The sequence below is a fragment of the Stenotrophomonas sp. 8(2023) genome (assembly GCF_030345295.1).
In the GTDB taxonomy this organism is placed as follows: Bacteria; Pseudomonadota; Gammaproteobacteria; order Xanthomonadales; family Xanthomonadaceae; genus Stenotrophomonas; species Stenotrophomonas muris.
In genome coordinates this window covers 1,985,191-2,011,840 of the sequence record NZ_CP128404.1, presented here as the reverse complement: position 1 = coordinate 2,011,840, position 26,650 = coordinate 1,985,191, and the positions used below count along the sequence as shown (strand labels likewise).

At 68.5% G+C, this 26,650-nt stretch carries 27 protein-coding genes; 4 read left to right on the top strand and 23 right to left on the bottom strand.

The window, feature by feature from the left end; all coding sequences use genetic code 11:
- Positions 1-16: 16 nt before the first annotated feature.
- The 10 genes from hisIE to hisS form a co-directional block, all read right to left on the bottom strand.
- Entirely contained in the window at positions 17-637 is a 621-nt protein-coding gene (gene hisIE / locus QP609_RS09570; protein ID WP_014646954.1) for a bifunctional phosphoribosyl-AMP cyclohydrolase/phosphoribosyl-ATP diphosphatase HisIE, read from the bottom strand.
- Complete coding sequence (gene hisF, locus QP609_RS09565; RefSeq protein WP_014646953.1) at positions 627-1,403, bottom strand: imidazole glycerol phosphate synthase subunit HisF; 777 nt, start codon at positions 1,401-1,403, stop codon at positions 627-629. Before hisF ends, hisIE begins: the two co-directional genes overlap by 11 nt.
- Entirely contained in the window at positions 1,397-2,131 is a 735-nt protein-coding gene (gene hisA / locus QP609_RS09560; protein ID WP_014646952.1) for a 1-(5-phosphoribosyl)-5-[(5-phosphoribosylamino)methylideneamino]imidazole-4-carboxamide isomerase, read from the bottom strand. Before hisA ends, hisF begins: the two co-directional genes overlap by 7 nt.
- Entirely contained in the window at positions 2,128-2,730 is a 603-nt protein-coding gene (hisH, locus tag QP609_RS09555) for an imidazole glycerol phosphate synthase subunit HisH (RefSeq protein ID WP_032957991.1), read from the bottom strand. Before hisH ends, hisA begins: the two co-directional genes overlap by 4 nt.
- Positions 2,727-3,800: a bifunctional histidinol-phosphatase/imidazoleglycerol-phosphate dehydratase HisB gene (gene hisB / locus QP609_RS09550; RefSeq protein WP_014646950.1), complete on the bottom strand. Its 1,074-nt coding sequence runs from the start codon at positions 3,798-3,800 to the stop codon at positions 2,727-2,729. Before hisB ends, hisH begins: the two co-directional genes overlap by 4 nt.
- Positions 3,797-4,891: a histidinol-phosphate transaminase gene (hisC, locus tag QP609_RS09545; protein WP_069118396.1), complete on the bottom strand. Its 1,095-nt coding sequence runs from the start codon at positions 4,889-4,891 to the stop codon at positions 3,797-3,799. Before hisC ends, hisB begins: the two co-directional genes overlap by 4 nt.
- Positions 4,888-6,183, bottom strand: a complete 1,296-nt coding sequence (gene hisD / locus QP609_RS09540; RefSeq protein ID WP_032957995.1) for a histidinol dehydrogenase — start codon at positions 6,181-6,183, stop codon at positions 4,888-4,890. Before hisD ends, hisC begins: the two co-directional genes overlap by 4 nt.
- The gene (gene hisG, locus QP609_RS09535; RefSeq protein ID WP_032957997.1) at positions 6,180-7,091 is read right to left on the bottom strand and encodes an ATP phosphoribosyltransferase; all 912 of its coding nucleotides are present in this window, start codon (positions 7,089-7,091) and stop codon (positions 6,180-6,182) included. The genes hisD and hisG overlap by 4 nt, the downstream gene beginning before the upstream one ends.
- Before the next feature lie 34 nt (positions 7,092-7,125).
- A complete protein-coding gene (locus QP609_RS09530) occupies positions 7,126-7,434 on the bottom strand; it encodes a YerC/YecD family TrpR-related protein (protein ID WP_005416326.1) in 309 nt (102 codons plus the stop codon).
- Between the two features lie 487 nt (positions 7,435-7,921).
- Positions 7,922-9,319 carry a histidine--tRNA ligase gene (hisS, locus tag QP609_RS09525; RefSeq protein WP_049420211.1) on the bottom strand — a complete coding sequence of 466 codons (1,398 nt, stop codon included), beginning with the start codon at positions 9,317-9,319 and terminating at the stop codon, positions 7,922-7,924.
- Positions 9,320-9,446: 127 nt separating this feature from the next.
- Here hisS and QP609_RS09520 point away from each other — a divergent pair, with 127 nt between their 5' ends.
- Entirely contained in the window at positions 9,447-10,199 is a 753-nt protein-coding gene (locus QP609_RS09520; RefSeq protein WP_010482595.1) for a helix-turn-helix domain-containing protein, read from the top strand.
- A 102-nt stretch (positions 10,200-10,301) separates the two neighbouring features.
- Here QP609_RS09520 and thrC read toward each other — a convergent pair whose 3' ends face one another.
- From thrC to thrA, 3 genes are read right to left on the bottom strand one after another with little or no spacing between them, the layout of a single operon-like run.
- Positions 10,302-11,588: a threonine synthase gene (gene thrC / locus QP609_RS09515; protein ID WP_197621000.1), complete on the bottom strand. Its 1,287-nt coding sequence runs from the start codon at positions 11,586-11,588 to the stop codon at positions 10,302-10,304.
- 29 nt (positions 11,589-11,617) lie between these two features.
- Positions 11,618-12,532 carry a homoserine kinase gene (locus tag QP609_RS09510; protein ID WP_014646943.1) on the bottom strand — a complete coding sequence of 305 codons (915 nt, stop codon included), beginning with the start codon at positions 12,530-12,532 and terminating at the stop codon, positions 11,618-11,620.
- The gene (gene thrA, locus QP609_RS09505) at positions 12,529-15,033 is read right to left on the bottom strand and encodes a bifunctional aspartate kinase/homoserine dehydrogenase I (protein WP_197620999.1); all 2,505 of its coding nucleotides are present in this window, start codon (positions 15,031-15,033) and stop codon (positions 12,529-12,531) included. Before thrA ends, QP609_RS09510 begins: the two co-directional genes overlap by 4 nt.
- Positions 15,034-15,060: 27 nt before the next feature.
- On the opposite strand from thrA, the gene QP609_RS09500 reads away from it, so the two are divergent.
- Positions 15,061-15,381 (top strand): hypothetical protein, encoded by a 321-nt coding sequence (locus QP609_RS09500; RefSeq protein ID WP_197620998.1) that lies wholly within the window; start codon positions 15,061-15,063, stop codon positions 15,379-15,381.
- Between the two features lie 9 nt (positions 15,382-15,390).
- Here the strand turns inward: QP609_RS09500 and QP609_RS09495 are convergent, their stop codons facing one another.
- Both QP609_RS09495 and QP609_RS09490 read right to left on the bottom strand, forming a co-directional pair.
- Complete coding sequence (locus QP609_RS09495; protein ID WP_197620997.1) at positions 15,391-16,341, bottom strand: DMT family transporter; 951 nt, start codon at positions 16,339-16,341, stop codon at positions 15,391-15,393.
- 168 nt (positions 16,342-16,509) lie between these two features.
- Positions 16,510-17,205, bottom strand: coding sequence for an AraC family transcriptional regulator (locus tag QP609_RS09490; RefSeq protein ID WP_197620996.1), 696 nt, complete (start codon positions 17,203-17,205; stop codon positions 16,510-16,512).
- Positions 17,206-17,308: 103 nt separating this feature from the next.
- On the opposite strand from QP609_RS09490, the gene QP609_RS09485 reads away from it, so the two are divergent.
- Entirely contained in the window at positions 17,309-18,115 is an 807-nt protein-coding gene (locus tag QP609_RS09485; RefSeq protein WP_289214002.1) for a DUF6491 family protein, read from the top strand.
- Here the strand turns inward: QP609_RS09485 and QP609_RS09480 are convergent.
- The 3 genes from QP609_RS09480 to QP609_RS09470 form a co-directional block, all read right to left on the bottom strand.
- Entirely contained in the window at positions 18,112-19,164 is a 1,053-nt protein-coding gene (locus tag QP609_RS09480; protein ID WP_014646937.1) for a linear amide C-N hydrolase, read from the bottom strand. The genes QP609_RS09485 and QP609_RS09480 overlap by 4 nt on opposite strands.
- A 67-nt stretch (positions 19,165-19,231) precedes the next feature.
- The gene (locus tag QP609_RS09475) at positions 19,232-19,645 is read right to left on the bottom strand and encodes a DUF6691 family protein (RefSeq protein WP_049440814.1); all 414 of its coding nucleotides are present in this window, start codon (positions 19,643-19,645) and stop codon (positions 19,232-19,234) included.
- Entirely contained in the window at positions 19,642-20,079 is a 438-nt protein-coding gene (locus tag QP609_RS09470) for a YeeE/YedE thiosulfate transporter family protein (RefSeq protein WP_014646935.1), read from the bottom strand. Before QP609_RS09470 ends, QP609_RS09475 begins: the two co-directional genes overlap by 4 nt.
- Before the next feature lie 86 nt (positions 20,080-20,165).
- Here QP609_RS09470 and QP609_RS09465 point away from each other — a divergent pair, with 86 nt between their 5' ends.
- Positions 20,166-20,489, top strand: coding sequence for a metalloregulator ArsR/SmtB family transcription factor (locus QP609_RS09465; RefSeq protein ID WP_032957672.1), 324 nt, complete (start codon positions 20,166-20,168; stop codon positions 20,487-20,489).
- 3 nt (positions 20,490-20,492) lie between these two features.
- On the opposite strand, the gene QP609_RS09460 is transcribed toward QP609_RS09465, so the two are convergent.
- The 5 genes from QP609_RS09460 to QP609_RS09440 form a co-directional block, all read right to left on the bottom strand.
- Complete coding sequence (locus QP609_RS09460) at positions 20,493-20,921, bottom strand: BLUF domain-containing protein (RefSeq protein WP_134966678.1); 429 nt, start codon at positions 20,919-20,921, stop codon at positions 20,493-20,495.
- An 83-nt stretch (positions 20,922-21,004) separates the two neighbouring features.
- Positions 21,005-22,138, bottom strand: coding sequence for a hybrid sensor histidine kinase/response regulator (locus tag QP609_RS09455; RefSeq protein WP_032957670.1), 1,134 nt, complete (start codon positions 22,136-22,138; stop codon positions 21,005-21,007).
- Positions 22,135-22,710 (bottom strand): chemotaxis protein CheB, encoded by a 576-nt coding sequence (locus QP609_RS09450; protein WP_014646931.1) that lies wholly within the window; start codon positions 22,708-22,710, stop codon positions 22,135-22,137. The genes QP609_RS09455 and QP609_RS09450 overlap by 4 nt, the downstream gene beginning before the upstream one ends.
- On the bottom strand, positions 22,710-23,534 hold the full coding sequence (locus QP609_RS09445; protein WP_197620994.1) for a CheR family methyltransferase: 825 nt from the start codon (positions 23,532-23,534) through the stop codon (positions 22,710-22,712). Before QP609_RS09445 ends, QP609_RS09450 begins: the two co-directional genes overlap by 1 nt.
- A complete protein-coding gene (locus QP609_RS09440; RefSeq protein ID WP_197620993.1) occupies positions 23,531-26,644 on the bottom strand; it encodes a response regulator in 3,114 nt (1,037 codons plus the stop codon). Before QP609_RS09440 ends, QP609_RS09445 begins: the two co-directional genes overlap by 4 nt.
- Between the last annotated feature and the right edge of the window lie 6 nt (positions 26,645-26,650).

Below are 26,650 nucleotides of genomic sequence, written 5' to 3'. Positions count from 1 at the left end.
GGTCCGTACGCCTTCCTCAACGATGGCGTTTTTCCAGCACCGCGCGCGCATCATCCAGCGACAGCCCGCGCGCGCGCAGCAGCACCAGCAGGTGGTACAGCAGGTCCGACGCCTCGCCCAGCAATGCCTCATCATCCTGCGCCACGGCGGCCAATGCGGTCTCCACGCCCTCCTCACCCACCTTCTGCGCGATGCGGCGGATGCCGCCTTCAAACAGGCTGGTGGTGTAGCTGCCGGGAGGGCGCTGCGCGTCACGCATGGCCACCAGCTGGCCCAGCCCACCCAGGAAATCCTTCGGCGCCTGGTCGAAACAGCTCTCGGCACCGGTGTGGCAGGTCGGCCCGGCCGGGCGCGCCATCACCAGCAGCGTATCGGCGTCGCAGTCGACACGGATCGACTGCACCACCAGCACGTTGCCGGACTGCTCGCCCTTGGTCCACAACCGCTGCTTGCTGCGGCTGAAGAAGGTCATGTGGCCGATGGCCAGCGTGGCCGCCAGCGATTCGGCGCTGACATAGCCCAGCATCAGCACCTGCAGGGTATCGGCATCCTGCACCACGGCCGGCAGCAGGCCGTCGCCCTTGCCCCAGTCCAGCGCCTGCAGCGCATCCAGCGATGGCCTCACTTCAATAGACATCCCGCACCTCGATCTGCTGTCCGCGCAGGTAGCGCTTCAATTCTGGAATGGCGATGGCGCCGCTGTGGAACACACTGGCCGCCAACGCACCGTCGACGTCGGCCTGGTCGAAGGCGTCGGCGAAGTGCTCCATCGCTCCGGCACCACCGGAGGCAATCAGCGGCACCTGGCACAGCGCCCGCGCCTGCTGCAGCTGCACGACATCGTAGCCACGGCGCACACCGTCGCTGTCCATGCAGTTCAGCACGATCTCACCGGCTCCACGCCGTTGCGCTTCGACGATCCAGTCGAGCGTGCGCAGCGGCACCGCCTGGGTCTTGTCCGGATCGCCGCTGAAACGACGCACCCGCCATTGCCCGTCGGCCTCGCGCACCGAATCGACCCCCACCACAACGCACTGCACGCCGAACTCGTCCGCCAGCTCGGTGATCAGCTCCGGCCGGCCCAGCGCCGGCGAATTGATCGACACCTTGTCGGCACCGGCGAACAGCACGCGGCGCGCGGTTTCCACGCTGTCGATGCCACCGGCCACACAGAACGGAATGTCGATCAGGCGCGCGATGCGCTCGATCCAGGCGACGTCAACCGACCGTGCCTCGGGACTGGCGCCGATGTCATAGAACACCAGCTCGTCCGCGCCCTGGTCGCGATAGCGCTGTGCCAACTCGGCGATGTCGCCCATGTCGACGTGATCGCGGAAGCGCACGCCCTTGACCACGCGGCCATCACGCACGTCCAGGCACGGAATGATGCGGCGGCTCAACATGCCAACGCCTCGCTCAGGTCCATGCGCTGCTCCAGCAGTGCCTTGCCGAGGATGGCACCTCCGCAGCCGGCGGCACGCGCCTCGGCCACATCGGCCACGTCACGGATGCCACCGGACGCCTGCACCGCCACACCCGGCAACAGCGCCGACAGGTGCTGGTAGAGGCTGATGTTGGGCCCGGCCAGCATGCCGTCGCGGGCGATGTCGGTGCACAGCAGATGGCGCATGCCGGCGCGCGCGTAGCGCCGGGCCAGGTCATCCAGGGTCACCCCGGCGTTCTCGGTCCATCCGTGCACCGGCAGCTGCCATTGCCCCTGTGCGTCCTGGCGCGCGTCCAGCGCAATCGTGATGCGATCGGCGCCGAATTCCTCCAGCCAGCCGACCACTTCATCGGGACGACGCACCGCCAGCGAACCCACCACCACGCGGCCGGCGCCAGCGTCGAGGATGCGCGCCACATCGTCGCGGCCGCGCACGCCACCGCCGGTCTGCACCTGCAGCGGGGTCTGCGCACGAATGGATGCCAACAGCGGCGCCAGCGTGTAGCCACCGGCCCGTGCGGCATCCAGGTCGACCAGATGCATCCACTGCGCGCCCTGCGCGGCGAAGGCCTGCGCGCGCGGCAGAGGGTCATCCCCATAGGAGGTTTCCTGCGCGTAGTCGCCCTGGCGCAGCCGCACCACGCGGCCGTCGCGGATATCCAGCGCGGGGTAGACGATGAAACTCATGCAGCAGTGCCCTCGAGGAAGTTGCGCAGCATCAGCGAGCCGGTCTCGCCGGAGCGCTCGGGATGGAACTGTGCGCCGTAGTAGCGCCCCTGCTCCACCACGGCGGTGAACAGGCCACCGTGGTCGCAGGCAGCGACGGTGTGGGTATTGAGCGGCGCCGCATAGCTGTGCACGAAGTAGGCGCTGGCGCGTTCCGGCACGCCCTGCAGCAACAGCGATTCGCGCAGCGGCAGCAGGCGGTTCCAGCCCATGTGCGGCACGCGGATGCCACAGGCCGGCACCAGCTTGCGTACCACGCCCGGAATCAGTCCCAGTGTCTCTACGCCCGCTTCCTCGGAGCGTTCGAACAGCAGCTGCATGCCCAGGCAGATGCCCATCAACGGCACCTCCAGTCGCTGCAGCGGTTCCACCAGGCCCTGAGCGTGCAGGCGCTGCATGCCGGGACCGGCGGCGCCGACGCCGGGCAGGATCACCCGCCGCGCACCAACCAGGCCGTCCGCATCGCGCACCAGCCGCACCGTCGCGCCCAGGCGCTCCAGTGCGTAGCGCACCGAGCCCAGGTTGGCGCCACCGGCATCGATCAGCGCAACATCGCTCACAACGCCCCCTTGGTACTCGGCAGTGCCGTGCCCTGCCGGGCCAGCGCCGGACGCAGCGCGCGCGCCAGCGCCTTGAAGCAGGCCTCCACCTTGTGGTGATCATTGTCGCCGCGCACCTGCAGGTTGAGGTTCAAACCGCTGGCATCGCACAGCGAACGGAAGAAGTGCGGCACCAGCTCGGTCGGCATATCGCCCACGCGCTCGCGCTTGAACTCGCCCTCGAACACGAAATAGGGACGGCCGCTGAAGTCCAGCGCAGCGCTGGCCAGGGTCTCGTCCATGGGCAGGGTGAAGCCGTAACGGCCAATGCCGCGCTTGTCGCCCAACGCCTCGCGCAGGGCCTGGCCCAGGGCCAGCCCGGTGTCCTCGATGGTGTGGTGCTCGTCGATGTGCAGGTCACCCTCGGCCTGGATGTCCAGCGCGAAGCCGCCGTGCTTGCCGATCTGCTCCAGCATGTGGTCGAAGAACGGCAGGCCGGTGGCAATGCGTGCATCGCCCGCGCGGTCCAGGTCCAGCTCAACGCGGATCTTCGTTTCTTTGGTGTTGCGCTGGACAACGGCGGTGCGCGGCGCGTCGGCCAGCGCATGGGCGATGCCCGGCCAGTCCCACTCCCCACCAAACTGCGCGGTGCGCAGCTGGAAACCACGGATGTTGAGGTTGGCGGCAAACTGCAGGTCGGTGATCCGGTCACCGACCATGCCCGAGCGTGCCCAGTCGATGCTGCGGTCCTGCAGGTAGGCGGTCATCAGGCCGATGCCCGGCTTGCGGGTCGGCGCATTGTCCTGCGGCCAGCTGGAATCGATCAGCACGTCACGGAAGGTGATGCCCTGGCTCTCGAAGATCTGCAGCATCAGGTCGTTGGGGCCATCGAAGCTGGCGCGCGGGTAGCTGTCGCTGCCGAGCCCGTCCTGGTTGGTGACGATCACGAACTGGTAGCCGGCATCACGCAGCTTCAGCAGCGCCGGGATCACCTGCGGCACGAAGCGCAGCTTTTCGTAGGCGTCGATCTGGAAGTCGGACGGCTCCTCGATGAGGGTACCGTCGCGGTCAATGAACAGGATCGGGGTCATGCTGCGGCCCTCCGCGCCGACAGGGCCGCAAGCACGCGGTCATTCTCTTCGGGGCTGCCGATGCTGATGCGCAGCGCATCACCCAGCTGCGGCGCAGCGCGCTGGTCGCGCACCACCACGCCCGCAGCCAGCAGCGTATCGAACGCGGACTGGGGATCGGCGAAACGGACCAGCAGGTAGTTGCCGGCCGAGGCATACACCCGGCACACGCCGGGCAGGCCGGCCAGGGCTGCACGCAGGCGCTCGCGCTCGGCGATCACCGTGGTCACGCGCTCGGCGGTGCGCGCCAGCGCGGCCGGCTGCAGTGCCTGCACGGCCAGTTCCGCGCACGGCGTCGGCACCGGGTACGGCGCCTGGCAGCGACGCAGCAGGGCAATCAGCTCCGGGGCAGCGATCAGCGTGCCAACGCGGGCGGCCGCGAGCGCGTGCGCCTTCGACAGCGTGCGCAGCACCGCCAGATTGGCGTGCGCGGCCAGCAACGTGGTCGCCGACGGCCGTTGTGCATACTCGACATAGGCCTCGTCCACCACGACCAGCGCCTGCCCGCGCAGCGCAACCGCCACGCGCTCGACCTCATCCAGGGCGATGTCACTGCCGGCCGGGTTCGACGGCGCACACAGGAACACCAGCTTGGCACCCTGCGCCTTGGCCGCGTCGATCACCGCATCCAGATCGGTGCGCAGTCCATCCTCGCTGTCCACCAGCGGCACTTCAATCAAGGCGGCACCCTGCAGGCGTGCGCAGACGGCGTACATGCCAAACACCGGCGGCGTGACCAGCACGCCATCGCGACCCGGCACGCACAGCGCGCGCACCAGCAGATCAATGGCTTCGTCGCTGCCGCGACCGATCAGCAGCTGCTGTGGCGTCACGCCGTACAGCGCCGCCAGTCCCTCGCGCAGCGCGAGCGGCTGCGGCTCCGGATAGCGCCGGCTGCTGCCTGCGGGATCGGCCGCATTGGCCCAGGCCGACTCATTGGCATTCAACCAGACCTCGCCCTGCACCGCCGCGCTGCGTGCCGAGCTGTAGCCGGCGAAGGCCTGCAGGTCCGGGCGCACCAGTGCCAGCACCTCATCGATCGCCGCGCTCATGCCGCCACCTCCATGCGCAACGCAACGGCACGCTCGTGCGCATCCAGGCCTTCGGCACGGGCGATGATGCGCGCGCAGCCGCCGATCGCGGCCAGGCCGGCGGCGCTGGCGCTCTGCACGCTGATCAGGTTCTGGAAGCTGGCAACGCTCACGCCGCTGTAGGCACGCGCGGCACCGGCGGTGGGCAATACGTGGTTGGTGCCGCTGCAGTAGTCACCCAGTGCTTCGGGGGTGTAATCGCCCAGGAACACCGAGCCGGCCGCCTGCACCTTGTCCAGCCATGCGCGCGGATCACGCAGGGCCAGGATCAGGTGCTCTGGTGCATAGCGGTTGCTGATCGCGAACGCCTCGTCCAACGCATCGACCTGCACCAGCCGCGATGCCGACAGTGCCTGGCGCGCGATCTGCTGGCGCGGCAGCAGGGCCACCTGGCGCTCAACCTCGGCTTCGACCGCCGCCAGCATCACGGCGTCGTCGGTCAGCAGCAGCACCTGAGAATCCGGACCGTGCTCGGCCTGCGACAGCAGGTCGGCGGCGACGAACGCCGGATTGGCGCCAGCATCGGCAATCACCAGCACCTCCGAAGGACCGGCAGGCATGTCGATGGCGGCGGCGCCGTCCTGTGCGACCTGCTGCTTGGCTTCGGTAACGAAGCTGTTGCCCGGCCCGAACAGCTTGTCGCAGGCCGGAATGCTGGCCGTGCCATAGGCCATCGCCGCGATCGCCTGCGCGCCGCCCAGCTTGAACACGCGCTGCACGCCGGTCAGGCGGGCGGCTACCAGCACTGCCGGATCGGCACTGCCGTCGGCGCGCGGCGGGGTGCACAGCACCACCTGCGGGCAACCGGCCAGCTGCGCCGGAACGCCCAGCATCAACGCGGTGGACGGCAACGGCGCGCTGCCAGCCGGTACGTACAGGCCCACCCGGCCGATCGGGCGCAGCATGCGTTCGCAGACCACGCCCGGCGCGGTTTCAACTGCATAGCCTTTGCCCATGCCAGCGGCGTGGAAGCGCGCAATGCGTTCGGCGGCGTCCACCATCGCCTGTCGCAGTTCGGCGGGCACGGCGGCTTCGGCAGCGGCGAATTCGGCTTCGGAAACTTCAAACGAGGCCAGCTCGACGCCATCGAAACGCGCCGTAATCGCACGCAGCGCATCGTCGCCCTGTGCACGCACCTGCGCGATCAGGGCCGCTACGGCATCGCGGGTCTGCTGCGCCACGGCCTGCACCGGGCGGGTCAATGCCGCGCTGCGCGCGGCCTCATCAAGTCGGGACCAGATCAGACGGTTCATGCCAGCGATCGCTCCACGCTCAGTACCATCAGGCCCTGCGCGCCCGCGCGCTCGAGTTCTTCCATGCGCTGCCAGCTCAGCGGGCCGGGGCACATGGTCTGCAGGCGCAGCGCGCCACCATCGGCCGGCAGCCGCACCAGCGGCTCGGCATCGGCCAGCAGCTGCGCCAGCGCGTCGACGCGATCTTCGCTGGCACGGAACATCAGCAGCTTGCGGTCCTGGCGCTGCACCACGCCGTCGAGGCGGCGCAGCAGCATCGCGCGCAGCGATGCACGTGCGTCATCCGGCACGCGCATCGCACCAGCCAGCACCGCCTCGCTGTCGAGCAGGTTGTGTACCGGGGTCAACTGGTTGGCACGCAGCGTGGCGCCGCTGGAGACCAGATCGCAGATCAGGTCGGCGGTACCCAGGCGCGGGGCGATTTCCACCGACCCGGACAGCTCGACCACCTGCGCGTCCACGCCCTGCTCCGCCAGCCACTGCTTGAGGATGGCCGGGTAGCTGGTGGCGATGCGGGTGCCGGCCAGCTGCGCCGGACCCTGCCACTGCCATTCCTCGGGCACCGCCAGCATCAGCCGGCACTGGCCGAAGCCCAGCCCGCGCAGCGCCTGGTAGGCGTCCGGCAGGCCGATCTGGCGACGTGCTGCGGCCTGCTCGTCCAGTTCATTGCGACCGACGATGCCGAGGTCGCAGACGCCATCGGCGATCAGGCCGGGGATGTCGTCGTCGCGCACCAGCAACAGGTCCACCGGCAGCGATTCGCCGTAGCAGAACAGCTTGTCGCGGCTTTCGCGCCAGCTCAGACCACAGGCGCTGAGCAGGTTGCGGGCGGGCTCGGCCAGCCGGCCACTCTTCTGGATGGCGATACGCAGCCGGTCTCGTGCCGGCGCTGCCTGGGTTGCACTCATAGGGGAGGTCTCGAAGTTCGGAACGGGGCGCGGATCAGCGCGAAGCAAGGCGGTCGATGGCGGCGGCATAGCCTCGATGGCCATGCTCGAGCGTGCGTGCCACCCGTCCGGTGGTGGTCACGCTGACGCCGGTGCGCTCGTGGATCTCGCGGTACGGCACGCCCTGCTGCAGCAGCGGCACCACCTTCCAGCGGTCGGCCATGGCCTCCAGCTCGGCCGGGGTGCACAGGTCGCGCAGGAATGCCTCGACCTGCTCCGGCTCGCGCAGCGCGGCAAAGGCCCGGGCCAGGGCTTCCAGGTCGGCCTTCGGGTCTTTGGCGGCAATCTCGGGGCGGGCTTTCACGGGGTCGGGTCCATGCATCAATGTAATAGCGCGTTAGTACATTAGCGCATTCTTGCGCGGTGCGTCAAATCGGAGCCTCATGGGGTCAGATCCGTTTTCCAAAGGAAAACGGATCTGACCCCTGGACCGGATGCCGGAAATGCAGAACGCCCACCAAAGGGCGGGCGTTCTGCTTTCAAATCAACAACCTGGCTCGACTCAGGGCAGGCAACGCACCTCCGCCTGCAGCGTCCCGCGCCGCAGGCACTCCCCGAACAGACTGCCCTGCCGGCTCGGCAGGGACTGTTCTGCAACGCCCCTGCACCCGCCGGGCACTTCCGCGAGGCCAGGGCCCGCAGGTCGCCCTCAAGCTGCGCGCGGTCGATCACGTGACAGCGATCAACCTGCAGCCGGTACTGCGCCGGGCCCAGCCGATCACTGCGCAGCACTAGGTCACTCTGGCAGCCCGCCAACAGGAGTACGGTGAGTACCCCTGCGACGGCCGGCTTCACATCATCGCCCTGGACTGCTCCAGCTCCACCAGCAGGGTGCTGGCCAGCTCGTCGCGCGACACTTCGAACTGCTGCTCACGCAGCAGGTCCTTCACCGCCACCACGCCGCGCGCGAGCTCGTCTTCACCCGCCAGCACCACGAAGCGGATGCCGGCCTTGGCCGCGTACTGGAACTGCTTGCCGATCTTCTTCGGCTCCATCTGCACTTCGGTATTGATGCCACCGGCGCGCAGGCGGCGCGCGATGTCCAGCGACTGCGGCATGCCCTGCTCGTCCATCAGCGCCACCAGCGCCTGCACGCTGCTGGCTTCGATGCCGTCGATCAGGCCCGCCTCGCGCAGCTGCCAGAACAGGCGCGACAGGCCGATGGAGATACCCACGCCCGGCAGCTTCGACTTGCTGTAGTGGCTGGCCAGGTCTTCGTAACGGCCGCCCGAACAGATCGAGCCGATCTGCGGGTGGTCGGTCAGCGTGGTCTCGTAGACGGTGCCGGTGTAATAGTCCAGGCCGCGCGCAATGGAGAAGTTCAGGCAGTATGCGGTTTCCGGCACGCCCAGCGCCTGCACCAGCTGCAGCACTTCGCGCAGTTCGGCGACGCCGGTACGCAGGATCTCCGAAGAACCGGCGTCGGCTTCCAGCGTGGCCAGCTGCGCCAGCGCATCGGCATGGCCCTGCGAACGCACAGCGACGAAGGCCAGGATCTTCTCGACCTGTTCTGCCGGGATGTTGAAGCCCTCGCCCACCAGCGTCTCGCGAACGTAATCGGCGCCACGCTTGTCCAGCTTGTCCACTTCGCGCAGCACCGCCAGCTGGCGCTCGCCTTCAGCCACGCCCAGGCTCTCGAAGAAGCCGCGCATCAGCTTGCGGTTGTTCAGCTGGATGCTGAAGTCACCGATGCGCAGTTCCGAGAACACCGCATGGATGACCGCCAGCACTTCAGCGTCGTACCGCACGCTCAGGCTGTCCTTGCCGATCACGTCGATGTCGCACTGGTAGAACTCGCGGAAACGACCGCGCTGGGCACGCTCGCCGCGGTACACGCGCTGCATCTGGTAACGGCGGAACGGGAAGGTCAGTTCGTGTTCGTGCTCGGCCACGTAGCGTGCCAGCGGCACGGTCAGGTCGAAGCGCAGCGCCATTTCCGGCAGCGAACGGTCGCCCGACTCGGCCGCGTTGGCCAGCGCGCCGGTGGACTGCACGAAATACACCTGGCGCTCGGTCTCACCACCGGACTTGGTCAGCAGCACGTCGGACAGCTCGAACACCGGCGTCTCCACCGGCAGGAACCCGAAGCGCTCGTAGTTGCGGCGGATGACGTCCAGCATGCGCTGGAACGCAATCTGCTCGCGCGGCAGCAGCTCAAGGGTGCCGGGCGGGGTACGGGGCTTGATCACGGGCGGAACTCCTGCTGGAACGGGACGTGGGAGGGGGCGACATTCTAGCGCCCCCGCCTCGGGCAGGGTCGAACGGCCGCTTGAAGTATCATAAGGCCCTCCCCGCCCGCGATACGCCCCCCGCAACATGTCACGGCCTTCCGGCGCTCCGCCCGCCACCAACGATCCCGCCTCGCCGTCCTGCACCACGCTGGACTGCCTGCACTGCTCGGTTCGGCACCTTGCGGTGTGCTCGGCGCTGTCGCCAGACGAAGTGCAGGCGCTGGAACAGGTCACCGTCTCGCAGCAGGTCAGCATGGGCAGCACGCTGGCACGCACCGGCGAAGAGCGCGACCATGTCTATACATTGACCGCCGGCGCACTGCGCCTGGTGCGCACCCTGGCCGACGGCCGGCGCCAGATCAACGGTTTCGTGCTGCCCGGCGACTATCTGGGCCTGAGCGGCAGCGACCACCATCGCTACGACATCGAGGCCATCGCCGACAGCCGCGTGTGCCGTGTCGCGCTGCCACAGATGAAGGCCCTGCGCAGCCGCTTCCCGCACCTGGAGCGCAAGCTGCTGCAGCGCGCCTGCCAGGAACTGGATGCCGCACAGGATGCTGCGCTGGCGCTGGCACGCCTGCAGCCGGCCGAGAAGCTGGCCGATTTCCTGCTGCGCCTGGCCGCGCGCGAGGCCAAGCTGGGGGGCGACGGCCTGCGCGTGTCGCTGCCGATGGGCCGCGGCGATATCGCCGACCATCTGGGCCTGACCATGGAAACGGTCAGCCGCACCTTCACCAAGCTGCGCCAGCAGGGGCTGATCGCCCTGCCCCACCTGAACGTGGTGGAGATCCTCGACGAGGATGGGCTGCGCACGCTGGCCGGTGAAGGGTTGATCTGACCGTATCGCGGTTGGTTGGGTTGCCGGCCAGCGGCCGGCACTACCGGAAGGATGCAACACGGGTAGTGCCGGCCGCTGGCCGGCAACCGCCTCCATCTGCGATCAACGCAGCAACACCTCGCGCAAGGCCGCGTAATCTGCCGCCAATGGTTCGGCGTGCGCCGGTCGCTGCAGCAAGGCATCCAGCGCAGGTGGCACCGCCACCGTTTCGCCGATCAGCGGCTCGACCACAGCCTCGAACTTGGCTGGATGCGCCGTAGCCACCGCCGCCCAGTCGCCCTTGGCACCGCGCGCGCGCAGATCCTGCAGCACCTTCACCGCCGTCGCCGTGTGCGGGCAGAACAGCTCGCCGCGGCTGGCATGCGCTGCGGCAATCGTCGCGCGGATGGTCACGTCATCCACCGCGAACGCGCGGAAAGCTGCACGCAGCTCTGCGTCGTCGCCGTGGTAGAGCCAGCGCAGTCGCTCGAAGTTGCTCGGCGCACCCACGTCCATTGCATTGGCCACCGTCGCCACACTGGCCTGCGGCTGGTAGTCGCCACCATTGAAGTACGCCGGCAGCACGGCATTGGCATTGGTGGCCAGCACGACCTGGCCGATCGGCACGCCCAGCGCGCGCGCCAGCACGGCCGCCATCGCGTTGCCCAGATTGCCGGTCGGCACCACCAGGTTGAGCCGGCGACGATGCGCGGCGTAGTGGGTCAACGCTGCATGCGCGTAGTAGCTCATCTGCGGCAGCAGTCGGCCCAGGCTGATGCTGTTGGCCGAGCTCACCGGCACCTGCGCCTGCAGTTCGCGGTCGGCCAGCGCCTGCTTGACCATCGCCTGGCAATCGTCGAATGCGCCCGTCACGCGCAGGGCCTGGATGTTGTCGCCGAAACAACCGAGCTGATGCGCCTGGCGCGGAGACACGCGACCCTCCGGATACAGCACCACCACGCGCACGCCCGGCTGGCGATGGAAGGCCGCCGCAACGGCGGCACCCGTATCGCCGGACGTGGCGACGACGATCGTCAGATCGCGATCCTCGCCGCCCTGCAGGCGCGACAGCGTACCGGCCAGGAAGCGCGCGCCGATATCCTTGAATGCCGCCGTCGGCCCATGGAACAGCTCCAGCACGTGGTCACCCTCGCCGAGTGCACGCAGCGGCACCGGGAAGTCGAACGCTCCGCGGCAGATCGCCGGAAGCGCAGTCTCGAGTGCATCGCCCGCAAAGAACGGTGCCAGCAGATCGGCGGCGGTATCGGCCAGGGTCGCCCCGGCCTGCAGCTCGCGCGCGGCCGGCAGATGCGCGGGAACATACAGCCCGCCATCGGGCGCCAATCCGGCGGCGATCGCCGCGCTGAGGCCAACGGCGGGCGACTGGCCGCGGGTCGAAACAAATTGCATGGGATCGGTTTCCAGAGAAGGGGAAGGATTCAGCACAGCCGGGCTCCCGGCGCATCCAGCGGCGATACCCAGGCGTCACTGTCGAAGCCGGCCGCAGCGAACGCTGCCTGCACCGGCGCCACGGCGGCACGGGCCTGGTCGGCATCCTCGAACCAGGCGAACACACTGGGTCCGGCACCGGAGATGCCCGCGCCCATTGCATGGGCCGACAGCGCTGCATCACGGGCGGCCTCGAAGCCGGCAATCAATCCGGCCCGTCGCGGTTCGACCAGCACGTCGCGCAGTCCCGCGCGTACCAGCGTCGCATCACTGCGATGGCAACCACTGAGCACCAGCGCGAGGTTCGCGCTCTGGGCCACGAACTCGCCCAGCGCATAGCTGCCCTGCAGGGCCTGGCGGGCACGGCGCGTTTCCAGCACCGCGTGCGGATGCACCAGCAGGCTGTGCCAGCTGGCAGGCACCGGGACCGGCAACAGGCGATCGGCCGTGCACAGCGCCAGGCCACCCAGCAGCAGCGGGCCGACGTTGTCACCGTGACGGCCACCACTGGCCACCGCCTCACCGTCCAGCGCGTAGGGGTACAGCGCTTCGCGCGGCAACGGGGCCTGCAGCAGCGCATTGGCGGCGACCAGCGCCGCGACACTCGACGCTGCCGAACCGCCCATGCCGGAACCGAACGGGATGCCCTTGTCGATCTCGACCGCGAAACCGAAATCCAGGCCCAGGCCTTCGCGCAGCGACATCAGCGCAGCCCCGGCGGTGTTGCCGGCGGCGTCCAGTGGCAGCGCGACGGCACTGCCACGGATCGCATCGATCCGCACCACCGGCTCGTCGATGCGGCGCACGCTCACGGTATCGCCGATACCGGCAATGGCATGGCCGAGAATGTCGAAGCCCACTGCCACGTTGGCCACCGAGGCAGGCGCGAACGCACGTGCGATCACAGCCGCGCTCCTTCACCGGCGGCGACCCGCAGCAGGTCCGCGAACACACCCGCTGCCGTCACCTCCGGACCCGCACCCGGCCCCTGCACCACCAACGGGTTGTCGCAGTAGCGACGGGTGCGGAACTGCACCACGTTGTCGGTCAGCCGCAGGTTGGCGAAGGCATGATCGGCCGGCAGTTCCTGCAGCCCCACCGAGGCGCCGTCGGCACCCAGCTGTGCCACATAGCGCAGCACCGCGCCACGCGCCCGCGCATCCTGCAGGCGTTGCAGCAGGCTGGCGTCGGACTCGCCCAGCCGCGCCATGAAGTCATCCACGCTGCCCTCGCGCAGCAGCGCCGGCACCAGGCTTTCCACTTCCACCTGCTCAAGACTGAGCGCGTGGCCGGCTTCGCGGGCCAGGATCACCAGCTTGCGCGCCACGTCCACGCCCGAAAGATCGTCACGCGGGTCCGGCTCGGTGTAGCCCATCGACCGCGCCTGCGCGACCAGCTGCGAGAACGGCTGGCTGCCATCGAAGCGGTTGAACAGCCAGGCCAGCGTGCCGGAGAAGATGCCTTCGATGGCCAGCACCTCGTCACCGGTATCGACCAGGTCACGCAGCGTGGTGATCACCGGCAGGCCCGCGCCCACCGTGGCCTCGTAGCGGAAACGCGCACCACTGGCCGCCGCCGCGGCGCGGATGCGCTGGTAGCGCGGCAGCGGCCCGGCGCCGGCCTGTTTGTTCGGTGTGACCACGTGGATGCCGGCTGCCAGCCAGCCCTCATAGCGCTCGGCCACCTCGGCACTGCCACTGCAGTCGATCACCACCGCATGCGGCAGGTGCGCGGCCAGCAGGTGTTCGGTGAAGCGATCCAGATCGCTGGGCTCACCCGCCTGCTGAAGGGCTTCGCGCCAGTCGGCATGCAGCCCATCCGCATCCAGCCGCATGCGCGAACGCGAGGCCAGTGCGCGCAGGCGCAGGTCGACATTGGCCTTGGCCAGCAACTGCGGGCGCGCGGCCAGCAGCTGGTCCAGCAGCGCGGCACCGACGTTGCCAGGCCCGATCACACCCACCGCGAAGGTCTGCGGCGACAGCCAGAAGCCGGCATGCGCGGCGCGCAGGGCGCGGGTGGCATTGGCACTGTCCACCGCCACCGAAATGTTGCGCTCGGACGAGCCCTGCGCGATTGCCAGGATGTTCACCTGTGCGCGGCCCAGCGCCTCGAACAGGCGTGCCGCCACGCCGGGTTGACCGGCCATGCCGTCGCCCACCGCCGCCAGAACGCTGACGCCCTCGCTGACCTGCACGCGCTGCACCTGGCCCACCGACAGCTCATGCGCAAACGCATGCAGCAGCGCCTCGCGGCCACGTGCAGCTTCGGCGGCGCGCACCACGCAGCAGATCGAATGTTCCGACGAACCCTGCGAGATCATCACCACCGACACCTGCGCCTGGCGCAGGGCAGCGAATACGCGCTCTGCAGTGCCTGGCACGCCGATCAGGCCGGTGCCTTCCAGGTTCAACAGGGCCAGGCCCGGGCTCAGGGTCAGGCCCTTTACCGGCCCACGCGGCGAGCGCTCGGCACTGATGCGCGTACCCGGATGCGCCGGTTGGAACGTATTGCGGATGAAGATCGGCAGGCCCAGGCGGATCGCCGGCGACATCGTCTGCGGGTGCACCACTTTGGCGCCGAAGTAAGCCAGTTCGCAGGCCTCGTCGTAGCTGAGCGATTCGAGCTGCACGGCTTCGGGTACCAGCCGCGGGTCGGCTGACAGCACGCCGTCGACGTCGGTCCAGATGTGCAGTTCATCGGCATTGAACAGCGCGGCGAAGATCGCGCCGGAGTAGTCACTGCCGTTGCGGCCCAGGGTGGTGATGCGGTCATCACGGTCACGCGCGACGAAACCGGTGGCGACCAGGCGCGGCTGCGGATGCTGCAGGCGCCATTGCGCGAGGCGGTCGGCGCTGGCTTCCCAGTCGACATCGACGCCCAGCTCGCCATGCCCGACCACCAGCACATCGCGCGCATCGAGCACCGCACAGTCTTCGCCCAAGGCACGCAGGTGGGTGCCGAGCAGCTGCGCGGAGAACACTTCGCCCAGGCCCTGCACGCGGTCCAGCACCTCGCGCGGCAGCTCGCCGATCACCGCCAGCGCCGCCAGCACTTCGGCCAGCTGATCGAAGCGGGCGTCGATCCATTCGACCGTCTCGCCGACCTGCTCGCCCAGCAGCGCCACGGCGGCGCCACGGTGGCGCGCGCGCAGGGCATGCCAGGCCTCGCGCCAACCCTGGTCACCCTTTGCCGCCAGCTGCGCCAGATCGATCAGCGCGTCGGTGACCCCCTTCATCGCCGAGACGACAGTGACCTGCAGCGACTCAGGACGGGCCAGCAGCAGGCCGGCAACATGGCGATAGCGTTCGGCATCGGCCACCGAGGTGCCGCCGAACTTGTGCACGACAGTGGACGGTGCAGCCAGATCGGCCGGGGCAACGGGATGGGCGGGGGCGTGGGAAGACATGCAGACCTCGTTAGGAGGCCCCGTCGCATGCAGGTGTCGAGTTTCCCCGCCACCTGGATGGTGCGGGGCCGTGGTTTTCGGGAGTTACACGAAGACGACGGGCCGCACCAGGGCAGTGGTGACGGTGGTGGTGGTAATGGTGGTGGTGGCGACCGGCGCAGTCGGACGGCCCGCAATGGCGGGGGCGATCAGGCTGGCGTGGGCGGCATCAAGGACCATGACGCACAGAAAACACTGTGCGCCGGTCCGCTGTCAAGTGCTGCGATGCAAAAAACCATTGCGGCGATCATCGGCCAACGTGCCGGCATTTGGTTGCATCTGAGACCAAGCCGGCATCAGCACGCTTGACGCCCACATTCAGCCTGCATGTTCGGCGATCGCCCGTGGCGAGCGATGGGCATGCGCGCACAGCATCACGCCGGCCACCAGGAACACGATCGCCAGCGCCTCCAGCAGCGAGGGCCAGCGCTGCTGCCAGGCGAAGGCATACGCCAGCGCGAACAGCGTCTCGAACACGATCATCTGCCCGGTCAGGGTCAATGGCAGCAGGCGGCTGGCACGGTTCCAGAACGCGTTGCCGAGGATCGAGGCCACCACTGCCACGCCGGCGCTGATCGCCCAGAAGCCACTCCACTGCGCCGCGGTGTGGGTACCGCTGTGGCCGATGAAGGCCATCGGCACCAGCAGCAGGGCCAGGCCGCCAGTGGTGACGCCGGTCAGCAACGACCAGTCGTGGCTGGACAGGTCCGGCCGGCGTGCCAGCCAACGACTGTTGCCGATCGAGTACAGCGCCCACGAGAACAGCGCGCCGAACGCACAGAGCAGGCCGATCAGGCGCTGCCGCCACGGTGTTGCGAGGTATTCGGACATCAATGCTTCCCAGCCCACCAGCGCCACGCCGAGCACGCACAGGCCCAGCGCCGGCAGCAGCTTCTTCAACGGCACCGCGCCCTGCTCGCGCACGCCAACCACAGTGACCACCACCGGAATCAGGCCGACAATCAATGACGCCGCCGCGCCACCGGCCCACTGCACCGCCGTGGCCAGCAGCAGGAAGTACACCAGGTTGCCAGCCAGGCTCAGCCACAGCAGCCCGAACCATTCGGCGCGGCCCAGCCGCGGTGCCAGCCGCTTCCAGCGCGGCAGCAGCAGAGCGATGGCAATCAGGCCATAGACCAGGTAGCGACCGGCGGACAGTTGCAGGGCATTGAACGACTGCAGCACGGCGGGGGCGAGAAAGACCACGCCCCACAGCGCGCCAGCGGCAACGCCATTGGCGATGCCCAGGGCCATCGGGTTGTTGCGCATTCGGGTTCTTCGGGGGAAGAGAACGGGCCGCGCAGTGTAAGCGCTCACCAGTGGCGCACTCTTGACCGAGGCTATTGCCTTGTCATCTCTGTAGAGCCGAGCCAATGCTCGGCTGCGATTGGCCGCTGTGCAGATAAGGGCAGCCGAGCGTGGGCTCGGCTCTACAGGTCAGATGGCGCCCCTGCGCCAGGCGGCCGGCGTCTGCCCGCACTCACGACGCAGCGCACGGGTCAGTGCACTCTGCTCGGAATAGCCTGCCGCCAGCGCGATATCGCTGATCGGCGCCGCACTGGTACGCAGCTGGTGCTTGGCCCAACGCAACCGGCTTGCACTGAGCCAGGCCTGCGGGCTCAGCCCGAACTCCCGCTGGAACAGCGCATGCAACCGGCTTTCGCTGACACCGACGAAGGCGGCCATGCGTGCTACCGGCCACGCCTGGCCCGGATCAACCTGCACCGCCGCGCACAGGCCCTGCAGGCGCGCACCACTGCCCGCCGGTGCGAACACCTGGACCAGCTGCGGCAACAGGGCCGGCAGTGCCTGGCCCTCACACACCTGCGCCAGGCGCTGTCGCAGCGCCAGTGGCAGATGCAGCCAGCGCTGGCGGCACAGGTGTTCCTGGGTACCGTCATCGAGCACACCCGGGGGGCAGTCGACGATCACGAAAGCATTCGGGCCATCGGCCATCTGGTCGTGTGCTTCGCCAGCCGCGACGAAGGCCCCCTGCAGCAGGTCCAGGCGACCACCGCGGCCTTGCATCTCGAACTGCAGTTCGCCCTGCAGCGGCAGCACCCACTGCGCGTAGTCATGACGGTCCAGGCCGGTGGCCTGGCCGTAGTGCCGCAGGTGGAAGATCGCGCCCATATGACGAGTGTGCGCGTGCTGGCATTTCCCTGCAACGCGGCCCCGGCACCGGCCATGCTATGTTCCAGCCAGTTACAGACGCAGGGATGGCAGGATGAACAGCATGATCCGATTGCTTCCGCTGGCACTGGCCAGCGCCTTACCCCTGGCCGCCCTGGCCCAGGCGCCATCCGCGCCATCGGCCGCCGAGCGCATGGCACCTGCACCGCACTGCCTGGACGCACGTGACGTACGCCAGGTCGAGCAGGAGACACCGACCGCCATCGCGGTCCGTGCTGGCAGGGGCCAGGCCTTCCGCATCGACTTCAGCGCAGCCTGCCCGGGTGTCAACGAAGCCAGCACACTGCGGCTGGAGGCGCCTTCGGGCTGGGCCTGCGGCCGCCCCAGTGAACAGGTGATGGTGGATGGCCGCCGCTGCGGCGTCGGCAGTGTCACCCCCATCGACAACCGGGAGTTCGCCAGCACCGCTCGCCAGAGCAGCCGCCTGTACGCGGCCACCCTGCCGCCGGTGAACGTGACCGCCACAGGCAAGCCCAGCCGTGGCGGCAGCAGCCCGCGCCATACCTTCCAGGCCTCGCCAGCGTTCTGCTTCGCCACCCGCCATGTGCGCAGCTGGAACGAGGATCCGCAAGGCGTGGTGGTGGAGACCAATCCGCGCCGCAATGGCGGCAATCGCTACTACCGCGTCGAACTGGCCGGCAGCTGCTCGATCCTGGCCGGGGCGACCTCGGTGGAATTCCAGTCCGGTTTCCAGAACGGCCTGATCTGTGGCAATCCGGGCGATCGCATCGTGGAGACGCCGTCCGGAATCCCCGGCGACATGCGCGCCAGCACGCCGCGCTTCGCCCGCCCGGGCTGCAGCGTGCTGGCGGTCTATCCGAAGGACGCGCCGGACCAGGCCTCGCGCTAGCCGTCCACGCCGAGGAAGGCGAACGGTGCACTGGGTACGAAGTGACCCAATGCATCGCCGGCGAACGTGTTGCGCTGGTCCTTGCCAAGGTCGAGCTTGAGCACCTGGCCGCCGAAATCGACCTTGTTCAGATCGATCCAGAAGGTGTTGGGGGTCAGCGCCGATTCGAAGAAGTACAACCGCCGCTTGTGGTCGGCCACCGTGCGCCAGCGCGTCGATGAGATGTTCGGCTCGCCCGGCGTGGTGATGCCGTACGGCACCGACGCATTGCGGATCACGCTGAACACGCTGGCCAGCGCTTCCACCGGGTCCTCGGCCTTGGGAATGGCGTTGATGTAGAACGACGCACGCGCGAAGCGGTCGGACGAGCGGTTGGTACCTGGCAGCATCACCGTGCCACCGATCTGCTGCCAGTAGCTGTTGAGTGCCAGCTGCTGCTCGAAGATCGGCGAGTTGGTCATCACCTGGTAGCGCCGGTCATGGTGGATCACCTGGCGCCCCCCGATGTACTCGACGATGGCACTGTCGCCGCTCGCGTCGGACAGCGACAGATGCAGCGTTGCCTGGCGGTCCTCGCCCGGCACCTTGTCGGTGACGATCGAGTACGGCTCGCGCTTCAGCGCCGCCACTGCCTCATCCACGGTCGCGAAATTGTCCAGCACATACTGCGCCCACAGCGAAATCGCCAGTCCCGGCTTGTTGCCGCGCTGCTGCGGATACTCCGATTCGACCAGCCACAGCAGGTTGGCCACCAGGCCCTTCTCGTTCATGCCATCGGTGGTCGACACGTCGTAGCCGGTGGCCACCACCGAACCATAGCGCGCTGTCCAGGCCAGCGACTTCGGTCCGGCCTGGCCGGTGCGCGCGATGCCGCGCGGTAGCACGTAGAGATTGGTGGCCACGTCGACCTTCCAGTCCATCGAGCGTGCGGTGATCACATCACCGTTGTCACCCAGGTACACCGCGCGCGTGCAGGCCAGCGCCGGTGCCACCGCAGCGGCCAGTGCGACCGCCAGCATTGCCCTGCCCGTCCACTTCATCCGTACCATGTCGTTGTGCTCCTTTCCCCGTGAACCCCGGATCTGACCGCACGCAGGGTGACACAGGGGTGAAGCCTCAGCGTACGACCCGATCGTGCAGCCAGAAACCTGCAAGCATCGCAGGCACGAACCACAGCGCTTCACGCGACGCGACTGCCAGCCCGGCGATGGCCGGTCCCGGGCAATAGCCAGCCCATCCCCAGCCGATACCGAACAGTGCGGCGCCCAGCAGCAGGCGCGCATCGACATCACGCGCACTGGGCAGCTGGAAGCGCACCGCGAACCACGGCTGCGCGCGGCGCAGCACCCAGCGCTGGCCGACCGCACTGACCAGCAGCGCCGCGCCCAGCACCCACACCAGGGTGGGATCGAAATCACCCGCAATGTCGAGGAAGCCGAGCACACGGCGCGCGTCGGTCATCCCCGAAAGCGCCAGCCCCGCACCGAACAGCGCACCCGCCGCTGCCGCGGCCCCTGTCGCGCGGCTCATGCCGGGCCTCCGCCGTGGCGGATGAGGAACGTCGTCAGCATCGCGCAGGCCATGAACACCAGCACCGCCAGCAGCGAGCGCTTCGAGCCGCGAGCCATGCCACAGACGCCGTGACCGCTGGTACAGCCACTGCCCAAGCGGGTGCCGAAGCCCACCAGCAGGCCGGCGCCGATCAACTGCCAGGCAGGCAAGGCATCGCGCAACTGAACCCGCGGCGACGCGTCGGGCAGCGACTGCCACCACAGCACCAGCCCGGCCGCCGCGAGCAGGCCAGACAGGAAGGCCCAGCGCCATCCGCGCTCGCCTTCCGCTGCGCGCAGACTGCCTGCGGCGATCCCGCTGATACCGGCCACACGCCCGAGGGTGGCGAGCAACAGCACTGCGGCGGCGCCGATCAGCCCACCGCCGGCCACCGCAGTCCACGGCAGGTTCATGCCCTGCCCTCATTCACGCCCTTCATGGGATTGCCCTTTTATTTAGATTTATCTAAATTAGACACGTCTAAACAAAAAGGTCAACCATGCCCAGCACCCCGCTCGACAGTGCCGCGATGGCCAAGCACGCCGCGCAGGCCGCTGCCCTGCTCAAGCGCCTGGCCCATCCTGCCCGCTTGCGCGTGCTGTGCCGCCTGGTCGAAGGCGAAGCGCCGGTACCGGAGCTGCAGGCGCTGACCGGATTGAGTGCGTCCGCGCTGTCGCAGCACCTGGCTGTGCTGCGCGATATGGACATCGTGGCGACCCGGCGCGAAGCACAGGCCATCCACTACCGCATGCAGGAAGGGCCCGCATTGGGCGTGCTGCAGGCGCTGCATGCCGCCTATTGCGGCGGCGGCACCTCGGGCTGACGCTCAGCCGGCGTGTAGTGCTGGCTGCACAACCTTGTCGAGCAGGTCCACCGGCGTCGGCGCGGAGCGATCACCCTGCAGCGTACGGGTAAAGCCCGACCAGTCACTGGATGACAGCTGGCGCAACAGCGCCTCCTCCACCGGCAGCGCGCGCATCGACCAGTACGGAAACTGGCGCTGGCCCAGGCGGCCGCGCGCCAGTTCAATGATGTCGATATGGCTGCCGGCCTGCAGGATGCGTTCGTAGACCGAACCGATGCCATCCGGCGGCCCTTCGATGTACTGCAGGAAACGCCCGCCGTCGTGCAGCAGCACGCCGGTCACGCCGGCCATCTTGTTGAAGCGGGCCGCATCGTCGACCAGCGCCTGCAGCCGTCGAGCGGAGAGATCCGGCAGCGCCCGGCTGACATAGGCGATCGCACGCAGTGGCATGGTGCTTCCTTGGCAATATCTGCCGCCACGGTAGCAGTTGCGGACGAGCCCGTCTCAGATCCAGGCGTCGCTTGCTGAAGGATTCAGCTGGCCGCCGTTGCCGGGCTTTCAGAGCGCCGTGGCAGCGTCGCCTCGAACACCACCTGCCCCGCCTCGTTGCGCGCGCCGATGTGGCCGCCGTGCGCGCGGACGAACTGATCAACGATGTACAGGCCCAGCCCCAGACCATTGCTGGGGTGGAAACTGGCCTTGAACGGCTCGAACAATCGCGGCAGCAGCGCGTCGTCGATCCGCCCGGCGTTGCTTACCCGCAGCAGCACGCTGCGCGGATCGCGGCCGTCCACCTCCACCCTCGCCTCGCTGCCATGGGTAAGCGCGTTGCCGACCAGGTTCGCGGCGACCTGGCCAAGCCGATCCAGATCACCCTGCAGGCGGGTATCGCCCTGCATGTCGAGATGCACCCGTGCGTGGCCGTGGGCGCTGCCCGCTTCGGCCACCACGGCACGCGTCACTTCCGCAAGATCGCAGGCACTTGCCTGCAGGCGCAGGCCGCCGCTGCGGATCCGCGAAAAGTCCAGCAGCTGCTCGACCATCCGCGCCATGCGCAGGGTGCTGGCTTCCAGGTGCTTCAGGGTCTGCTGCGCACCGGCATTGTCCTCTGGAAGCTCCAGCGCCAGCTTGTCGGCACACAGCAGGATCGCCGACAGCGGCGTGCGCAGGTCATGGGTGAGCACGGCCGCCATCGTCTCGTTGAGCTTGAGCGAACGTTCCAGCGCCTCGTTGCGCGCCTTCAGCAGCTGGCGCTGCTGGTAGAGCTCGATGAAGACGTTGACCTTGCTCAGGATCACCTGCGGTGCGACCGGCTTGTGCAGGAAATCGACCGCACCGGTTTCGTAGCCCTTGAAGGCACGCACCGGGTCATCCGGCGAGGCGGTCAGGAAGATGATCGGCACATCGCGGCTGCGGTGCGAACCGCGCATCAGCTCGGCCAGGGTGAAACCATCGATCTCCGGCATGTGCACATCCAGCAATGCCAGCGCCACCTCGTGCTCCAGCAGCAGCTCCAGCGCCTGCGCACCCGAGCCCGCAAGCAGCAGGTTCACGCCCTCGCGCTGCAGCAGCGCCTGCATGGCTACCAGGTTCTGCGGCACGTCATCGACGATCAGCAGGTTGACCGGGGTCTGCGACTGCGCAGGGTCCGGTGGCAACAGGTTCATGCAAACAACTCCTTCAGGCGACGGCACATCAGTTCAAGGGGCAGCACGGCATCGGCGCCAGCGTGCTGCAGGGCGGAGGCCGGCATCATCGATGCCTCGGCCTCCTCGGGACATTGCAGCCAGGCGCGGCCACCAGCGGCGCGCACGGCGGCCACGCCTTCGCTGCCATCACTGCTGGCACCGGTCAGCAGCAGGGCCAGCACCTGCGCGCCGAACACCGCTGCCGCCGACTCGAACAGCGGATCGATGGCCGGGCGAGAAAACAGCACCGGGGCGTCCACCGACAGCGCCAGCGAACCGGCGTCTTCCACCAGCAGGTGATAGTCCGGTGGCGCAAAGGTCACCGTACCAGGCTGCAGCGGCTGCTTGTCTTCGGCCTCGCGCACCGGCAGCGCGCAGTACGGCGCCAGCACTTCGGCGATGCGGCTGCTGCGATCGCGTGGCAGGTGCAGCACTGCCAGCACCGGCGCCGGCAGTGCCGCAGGCAGCGCGCCAAGCACCGTCTGCAGTGCTGCGACCCCACCCGCAGAGGCCCCGATCACCAGCACGGCCGGTCGTATCAGCAGGCTCATCAGGCGACTTTCCGGTACAGGCGATGCTCGCGCGAGCAGACCTCGAACGCACCGTGGTGGCGCCCGAACTGCAGCGACTCCTTGCTGCCCAGGCCAAGGAAGCCGCGATGCACCAGCGCATCACGGAACAGGCCCACCGCGCGATCCTGCAGGTCGCGGTTGAAATAGATCAGCACGTTGCGGCACGACACCAGGTGTACTTCGGAGAACACGGTATCGGTGGCCAGGCTGTGGTCGGCGAACACCACGTTGCGGCGCAGTTGGCGGTCGAACACCGCACCATCGTAGGCGGTAGCGTAGTAGTCCGACAGCGACGCGGTGCCACCGGCGGCCAGGTAGTTGCGGCTGAACTGGGCCATGCGGTCGATGCCATAGGCGCCCGCCTCGGCGGTGGCCAGCGCGGCCGGATTGATGTCGGTGGCATAGACGATGCTGCGCTCGAGCAGGCCTTCCTCATGCAGCAGGATCGCCAGCGACCACACTTCCTCGCCCGTACTGCAGCCGGCCACCCACAGCTTCACCGAGGGATAGGTACGCAGCACTGGCACCACCTGCTCGCGCAGCTCACGGAAATACGCAGGGTCACGGAACATCTCCGAGACCTGCACGGTGAAGAACTGCATGGCCTGGGCGAACAGGTCCGGCTCGTGCAGCAGCCGGTACTGCAGGTCGACCAGCCGCTCGCACTCATAGCGCTGCATCGCCTGGCGCATGCGTCGGCGCAGCGACGACACCGCATAGCTGCGGAAATCGTAGTGGTAGCGCTGGTACAGCGCCTCCAGCAGGACCTTCAGTTCGAGGTCGAACAGCGCCTGTTCGTTCATTGCCGCGAGCACCAGACCCGGCACAGCGAGACCAGCTTGTCGACGTCGATGGGCTTGGCGATGTAATCGTTGGCGCCCGCCTGCAGGCAACGCTCACGGTCGTCCGGCATGGCCTTGGCGGTCAGCGCGATGATCGGCAGGTCCTGCAGGTGGCGCTGCGCGCGGATCTCGCGCATCGCGGCCAGCCCATCCTTCTCCGGCATCATGATGTCCATCAGCACCAGATCGACCTCGCGCTCGGCCAGGCGATCCACCGCTTCCTGGCCATTGCGCGCGATCTCCAGCGTGACGCCGAGCGGTTCGAGCACGCTGGACAGCGCGAAGATGTTGCGGACATCGTCTTCGGCCAGCAGCACGGTACGGCCATCGAGCACGGTGTCGCGACGGCGCGCTTCGCGCAGCAGGCGCTGCTGGTCGGTCGGCAGGCTGGCCTCGACGCTGTGCAGGAACAGGGTCACTTCATCCAGCAGGCGTTCCGGCGAACGCGCACCCTTGATGATGATGCTCTTGGAATAGCGGCGCAGGCGCTGCTCTTCCTCGCGGCTGAGCGCGCGGCCGGTGTAGACGATCACCGGCGGGAAACCGACCTCATCGTTGCCGGCCATGTGTTCAAGCAGGTCGTAGCCGCTGCCGTCGGGCAGCGACAGGTCCATCACCATGCAGTCGAACGTGACCGTGCTGAGCTGTTCCAGTGCGCCGGCCAGGGTGCCCACCGCGACGATCTGCAGCTGGTCGCGGCCCAGCAGCAGTTCCAGGTTGCTGCGCAGCTCGCTGTCGTCCTCGACGATCAGCAGGCGCCGCACGTCGCGCTGGCTGGTCTGTTCCAGCTGCTCGATGGCCGTCACCAGCCGCTCGCGCGTGGTCGGCTTGATCGCGAAGCCGATCGCGCCCAGCTCGCGCGCCACCTGGCTGCGGTCCGTTGCCGAGACCACATGCACCGGGATGTGGCGGGTTTCGGGGTTGCGCTTCAGGCGCTCCAGCACGCTCAGGCCCGACACGTCCGGCAGGCCGATATCAAGCAGGATGCCGTTTGGACGCAGCTCACTGGCAAGTGTCAGCGCTTCTTCCGCCGTACCCGCCACCACGCAGTCGAAGTCCAGTTCATGGGCCAGGGCCACCAGTGCTTCGGCGAACGTGGCATCGTCCTCGACCGCCAGGATCAGGCGCCCGGCGCGCTGGCGGCGGCCGCGGTCGTCGGCCACGCCCGCCGACGCAGTGGCCGGCGCCGACGCAGTGGCAGCGCGCACCGGCGCGGGCGGCAGCACGGCCGGTGTCCGTGCCGGCGCCGGCACTGCCACGGGGACCTCGGCAGCCTCGGCTGCGCTCGCCGCGGGGGCGCCCTGCAATGGCAGCTCCAGGATGAAGCAGCTGCCGCGCCCGGGCTCGCTGTCGACCTGGATCTGGCCGCCCATGCGCTCGGCCAGATCGCGCGAGATCGACAGGCCCAGGCCGGTACCGCCGTAGCGACGGCGGGTGCTGCCGTCGGCCTGGCGGAAGGCTTCAAAGATGACGTCCAGCTGCTCGCGGGCGATGCCGATGCCGGTGTCGCAGACCTCGAACCGGATGCGGCCATTGCCGGCCGCACGCACGTGCAGGCTGACCTTTCCGTGCTCGGTGAACTTCACCGCGTTGGCCAGCAGGTTCTTCAGGATCTGCTGCAGCCGCTGGCTGTCGACCACCAGCTGGCTCGGTGCCAGCGCATCGGCTTCGATCTGCAGGGCCAGGCCCTTCTGCCGCGCCATCGGCTCGAAGGTCTCGCGCAGGCGCTGCAGCGCGCTGTCGACCACCACCACTTCATCGGACAGTTCGACATGGCCGGCCTCGATGCGCGACAGATCGAGGATGTCGTTGATCAGTGCCAACAGATCGTTGTTGGACGAGAGGATCGCACGGGCGTACTTCACCTGTTCTTCGGTGAGCGTGCCGTCCTTGTTGTCGGCCAGCAGCTTGGCCAGGATCAGCGAGCTGTTCAGCGGCGTGCGCAGTTCGTGCGACATGTTGGCCAGGAACTCGGACTTGTAGCGCGACGTCGCGGCCAGTTCGTTGCTGTTGCGCACCAGCTGGCTCTGCGCGACCAGCAGCGCCTGCTTCTGCGCCTCCAGCTCGTGGGTGCGCTCTTCCAGCTGCACGTTGCTCTGTTCCAGCTCGGCCTGCTGTTCTTCCAGGTGGCTCTGCGACTGCAGCAGGCTGCGGCTCTGCTCTTCCAGCTCCTCGTTGGCCACGCGCAGCTCTTCCTGCTGGGCCTGCAGCTCCTCGCCCTGGCGCTGCGACTCTTCCAGCAGCACCACCAGTTGCGCACGCAACAGCGATGCGCGCAGCGCCAGGCCGATGGTCTCGGCACAGCGCTCCAGCAGCTCGCGATCCAGATCACGCTGTTCACCGACCCGGGCGCGGCCCAGTTCGATGATGCCGACCACGGCACCATCGCTGCTGAGCGGCGCCAGGATGCGCTCGCGCACCGGCAGCCGGCCCAGGCTGGTCTGCAGTTCAAGCACGGCGGCATCGTCGCCATGCAGGTGGCGGATCCGTTCATCACGAGCGACCTGCCCGGCCAGCCCTTCGTGCAGGGCCAGCGAGGCCGGCGCGCCCGAAGGGAGCGCCATGCCACCGGTCAGCTGCAGCCGTCCGCCTTCCAGCCGATAGACCGCACCGACCTCCGCGTCCAGCTGCCCGGCCAGGCTCGTCGCAGCCGCCTCGGCGATCTGCTCCGGCCCCAGGTCACCGCGCAGGCTCGACGCCACCGCGTTCTCGGCCTCCTGCAGCCAGAGCGCGCGCATGGCCTGGCGGCGGGCCTGGATGGCGCGCGAGACGATCAGCGCGATCATCAGGAAGGCGCAGCCACCGATGGTGCGGTTGACGAACGAGAACGACGAGTTGTTGCTGGCGGGCGCCACGTTGAAGCCGATCACCAGCAGGATACAGGCGATCATCGCGACCACGAACGGCGCGCGCGCACTGCGCTGGAACACCGTGACGCCCACGGCCAGGAAATAGGCCAGCCAGACCGCGTATCCCAGCGGTACCACCAGTTCCAGCGCGATGGTCGCCGCCAGCAATACGGCAGAGGTCATCCAGATCCAGCGGTCACGCGTAGTCGCACCAGGACGCATGCAGGT

Coding starts and splice junctions, on each gene's coding strand:
- hisIE (WP_014646954.1), bottom strand. CDS start 637: ATGTCTATTGAAGTGAGGCCATCGCTGGATGCGCTGCAGGCGCTGGAC.
- hisF (WP_014646953.1), bottom strand. CDS start 1,403: ATGTTGAGCCGCCGCATCATTCCGTGCCTGGACGTGCGTGATGGCCGC.
- hisA (WP_014646952.1), bottom strand. CDS start 2,131: ATGAGTTTCATCGTCTACCCCGCGCTGGATATCCGCGACGGCCGCGTG.
- hisB (WP_014646950.1), bottom strand. CDS start 3,800: ATGACCCCGATCCTGTTCATTGACCGCGACGGTACCCTCATCGAGGAG.
- hisC (WP_069118396.1), bottom strand. CDS start 4,891: ATGAGCGCGGCGATCGATGAGGTGCTGGCACTGGTGCGCCCGGACCTG.
- hisD (WP_032957995.1), bottom strand. CDS start 6,183: ATGAACCGTCTGATCTGGTCCCGACTTGATGAGGCCGCGCGCAGCGCG.
- hisG (WP_032957997.1), bottom strand. CDS start 7,091: ATGAGTGCAACCCAGGCAGCGCCGGCACGAGACCGGCTGCGTATCGCC.
- QP609_RS09520 (WP_010482595.1), top strand. CDS start 9,447: ATGTCACGGCCTTCCGGCGCTCCGCCCGCCACCAACGATCCCGCCTCG.
- thrC (WP_197621000.1), bottom strand. CDS start 11,588: ATGCAATTTGTTTCGACCCGCGGCCAGTCGCCCGCCGTTGGCCTCAGC.
- thrA (WP_197620999.1), bottom strand. CDS start 15,033: ATGTCTTCCCACGCCCCCGCCCATCCCGTTGCCCCGGCCGATCTGGCT.
- QP609_RS09500 (WP_197620998.1), top strand. CDS start 15,061: ATGCAGGTGTCGAGTTTCCCCGCCACCTGGATGGTGCGGGGCCGTGGT.
- QP609_RS09495 (WP_197620997.1), bottom strand. CDS start 16,341: ATGCGCAACAACCCGATGGCCCTGGGCATCGCCAATGGCGTTGCCGCT.
- QP609_RS09490 (WP_197620996.1), bottom strand. CDS start 17,205: ATGGGCGCGATCTTCCACCTGCGGCACTACGGCCAGGCCACCGGCCTG.
- QP609_RS09485 (WP_289214002.1), top strand. CDS start 17,309: ATGATCCGATTGCTTCCGCTGGCACTGGCCAGCGCCTTACCCCTGGCC.
- QP609_RS09480 (WP_014646937.1), bottom strand. CDS start 19,164: ATGGTACGGATGAAGTGGACGGGCAGGGCAATGCTGGCGGTCGCACTG.
- QP609_RS09475 (WP_049440814.1), bottom strand. CDS start 19,645: ATGAGCCGCGCGACAGGGGCCGCGGCAGCGGCGGGTGCGCTGTTCGGT.
- QP609_RS09470 (WP_014646935.1), bottom strand. CDS start 20,079: ATGAACCTGCCGTGGACTGCGGTGGCCGGCGGTGGGCTGATCGGCGCC.
- QP609_RS09465 (WP_032957672.1), top strand. CDS start 20,166: ATGCCCAGCACCCCGCTCGACAGTGCCGCGATGGCCAAGCACGCCGCG.
- QP609_RS09460 (WP_134966678.1), bottom strand. CDS start 20,921: ATGCCACTGCGTGCGATCGCCTATGTCAGCCGGGCGCTGCCGGATCTC.
- QP609_RS09455 (WP_032957670.1), bottom strand. CDS start 22,138: ATGAACCTGTTGCCACCGGACCCTGCGCAGTCGCAGACCCCGGTCAAC.
- QP609_RS09450 (WP_014646931.1), bottom strand. CDS start 22,710: ATGAGCCTGCTGATACGACCGGCCGTGCTGGTGATCGGGGCCTCTGCG.
- QP609_RS09445 (WP_197620994.1), bottom strand. CDS start 23,534: ATGAACGAACAGGCGCTGTTCGACCTCGAACTGAAGGTCCTGCTGGAG.
- QP609_RS09440 (WP_197620993.1), bottom strand. CDS start 26,644: ATGCGTCCTGGTGCGACTACGCGTGACCGCTGGATCTGGATGACCTCT.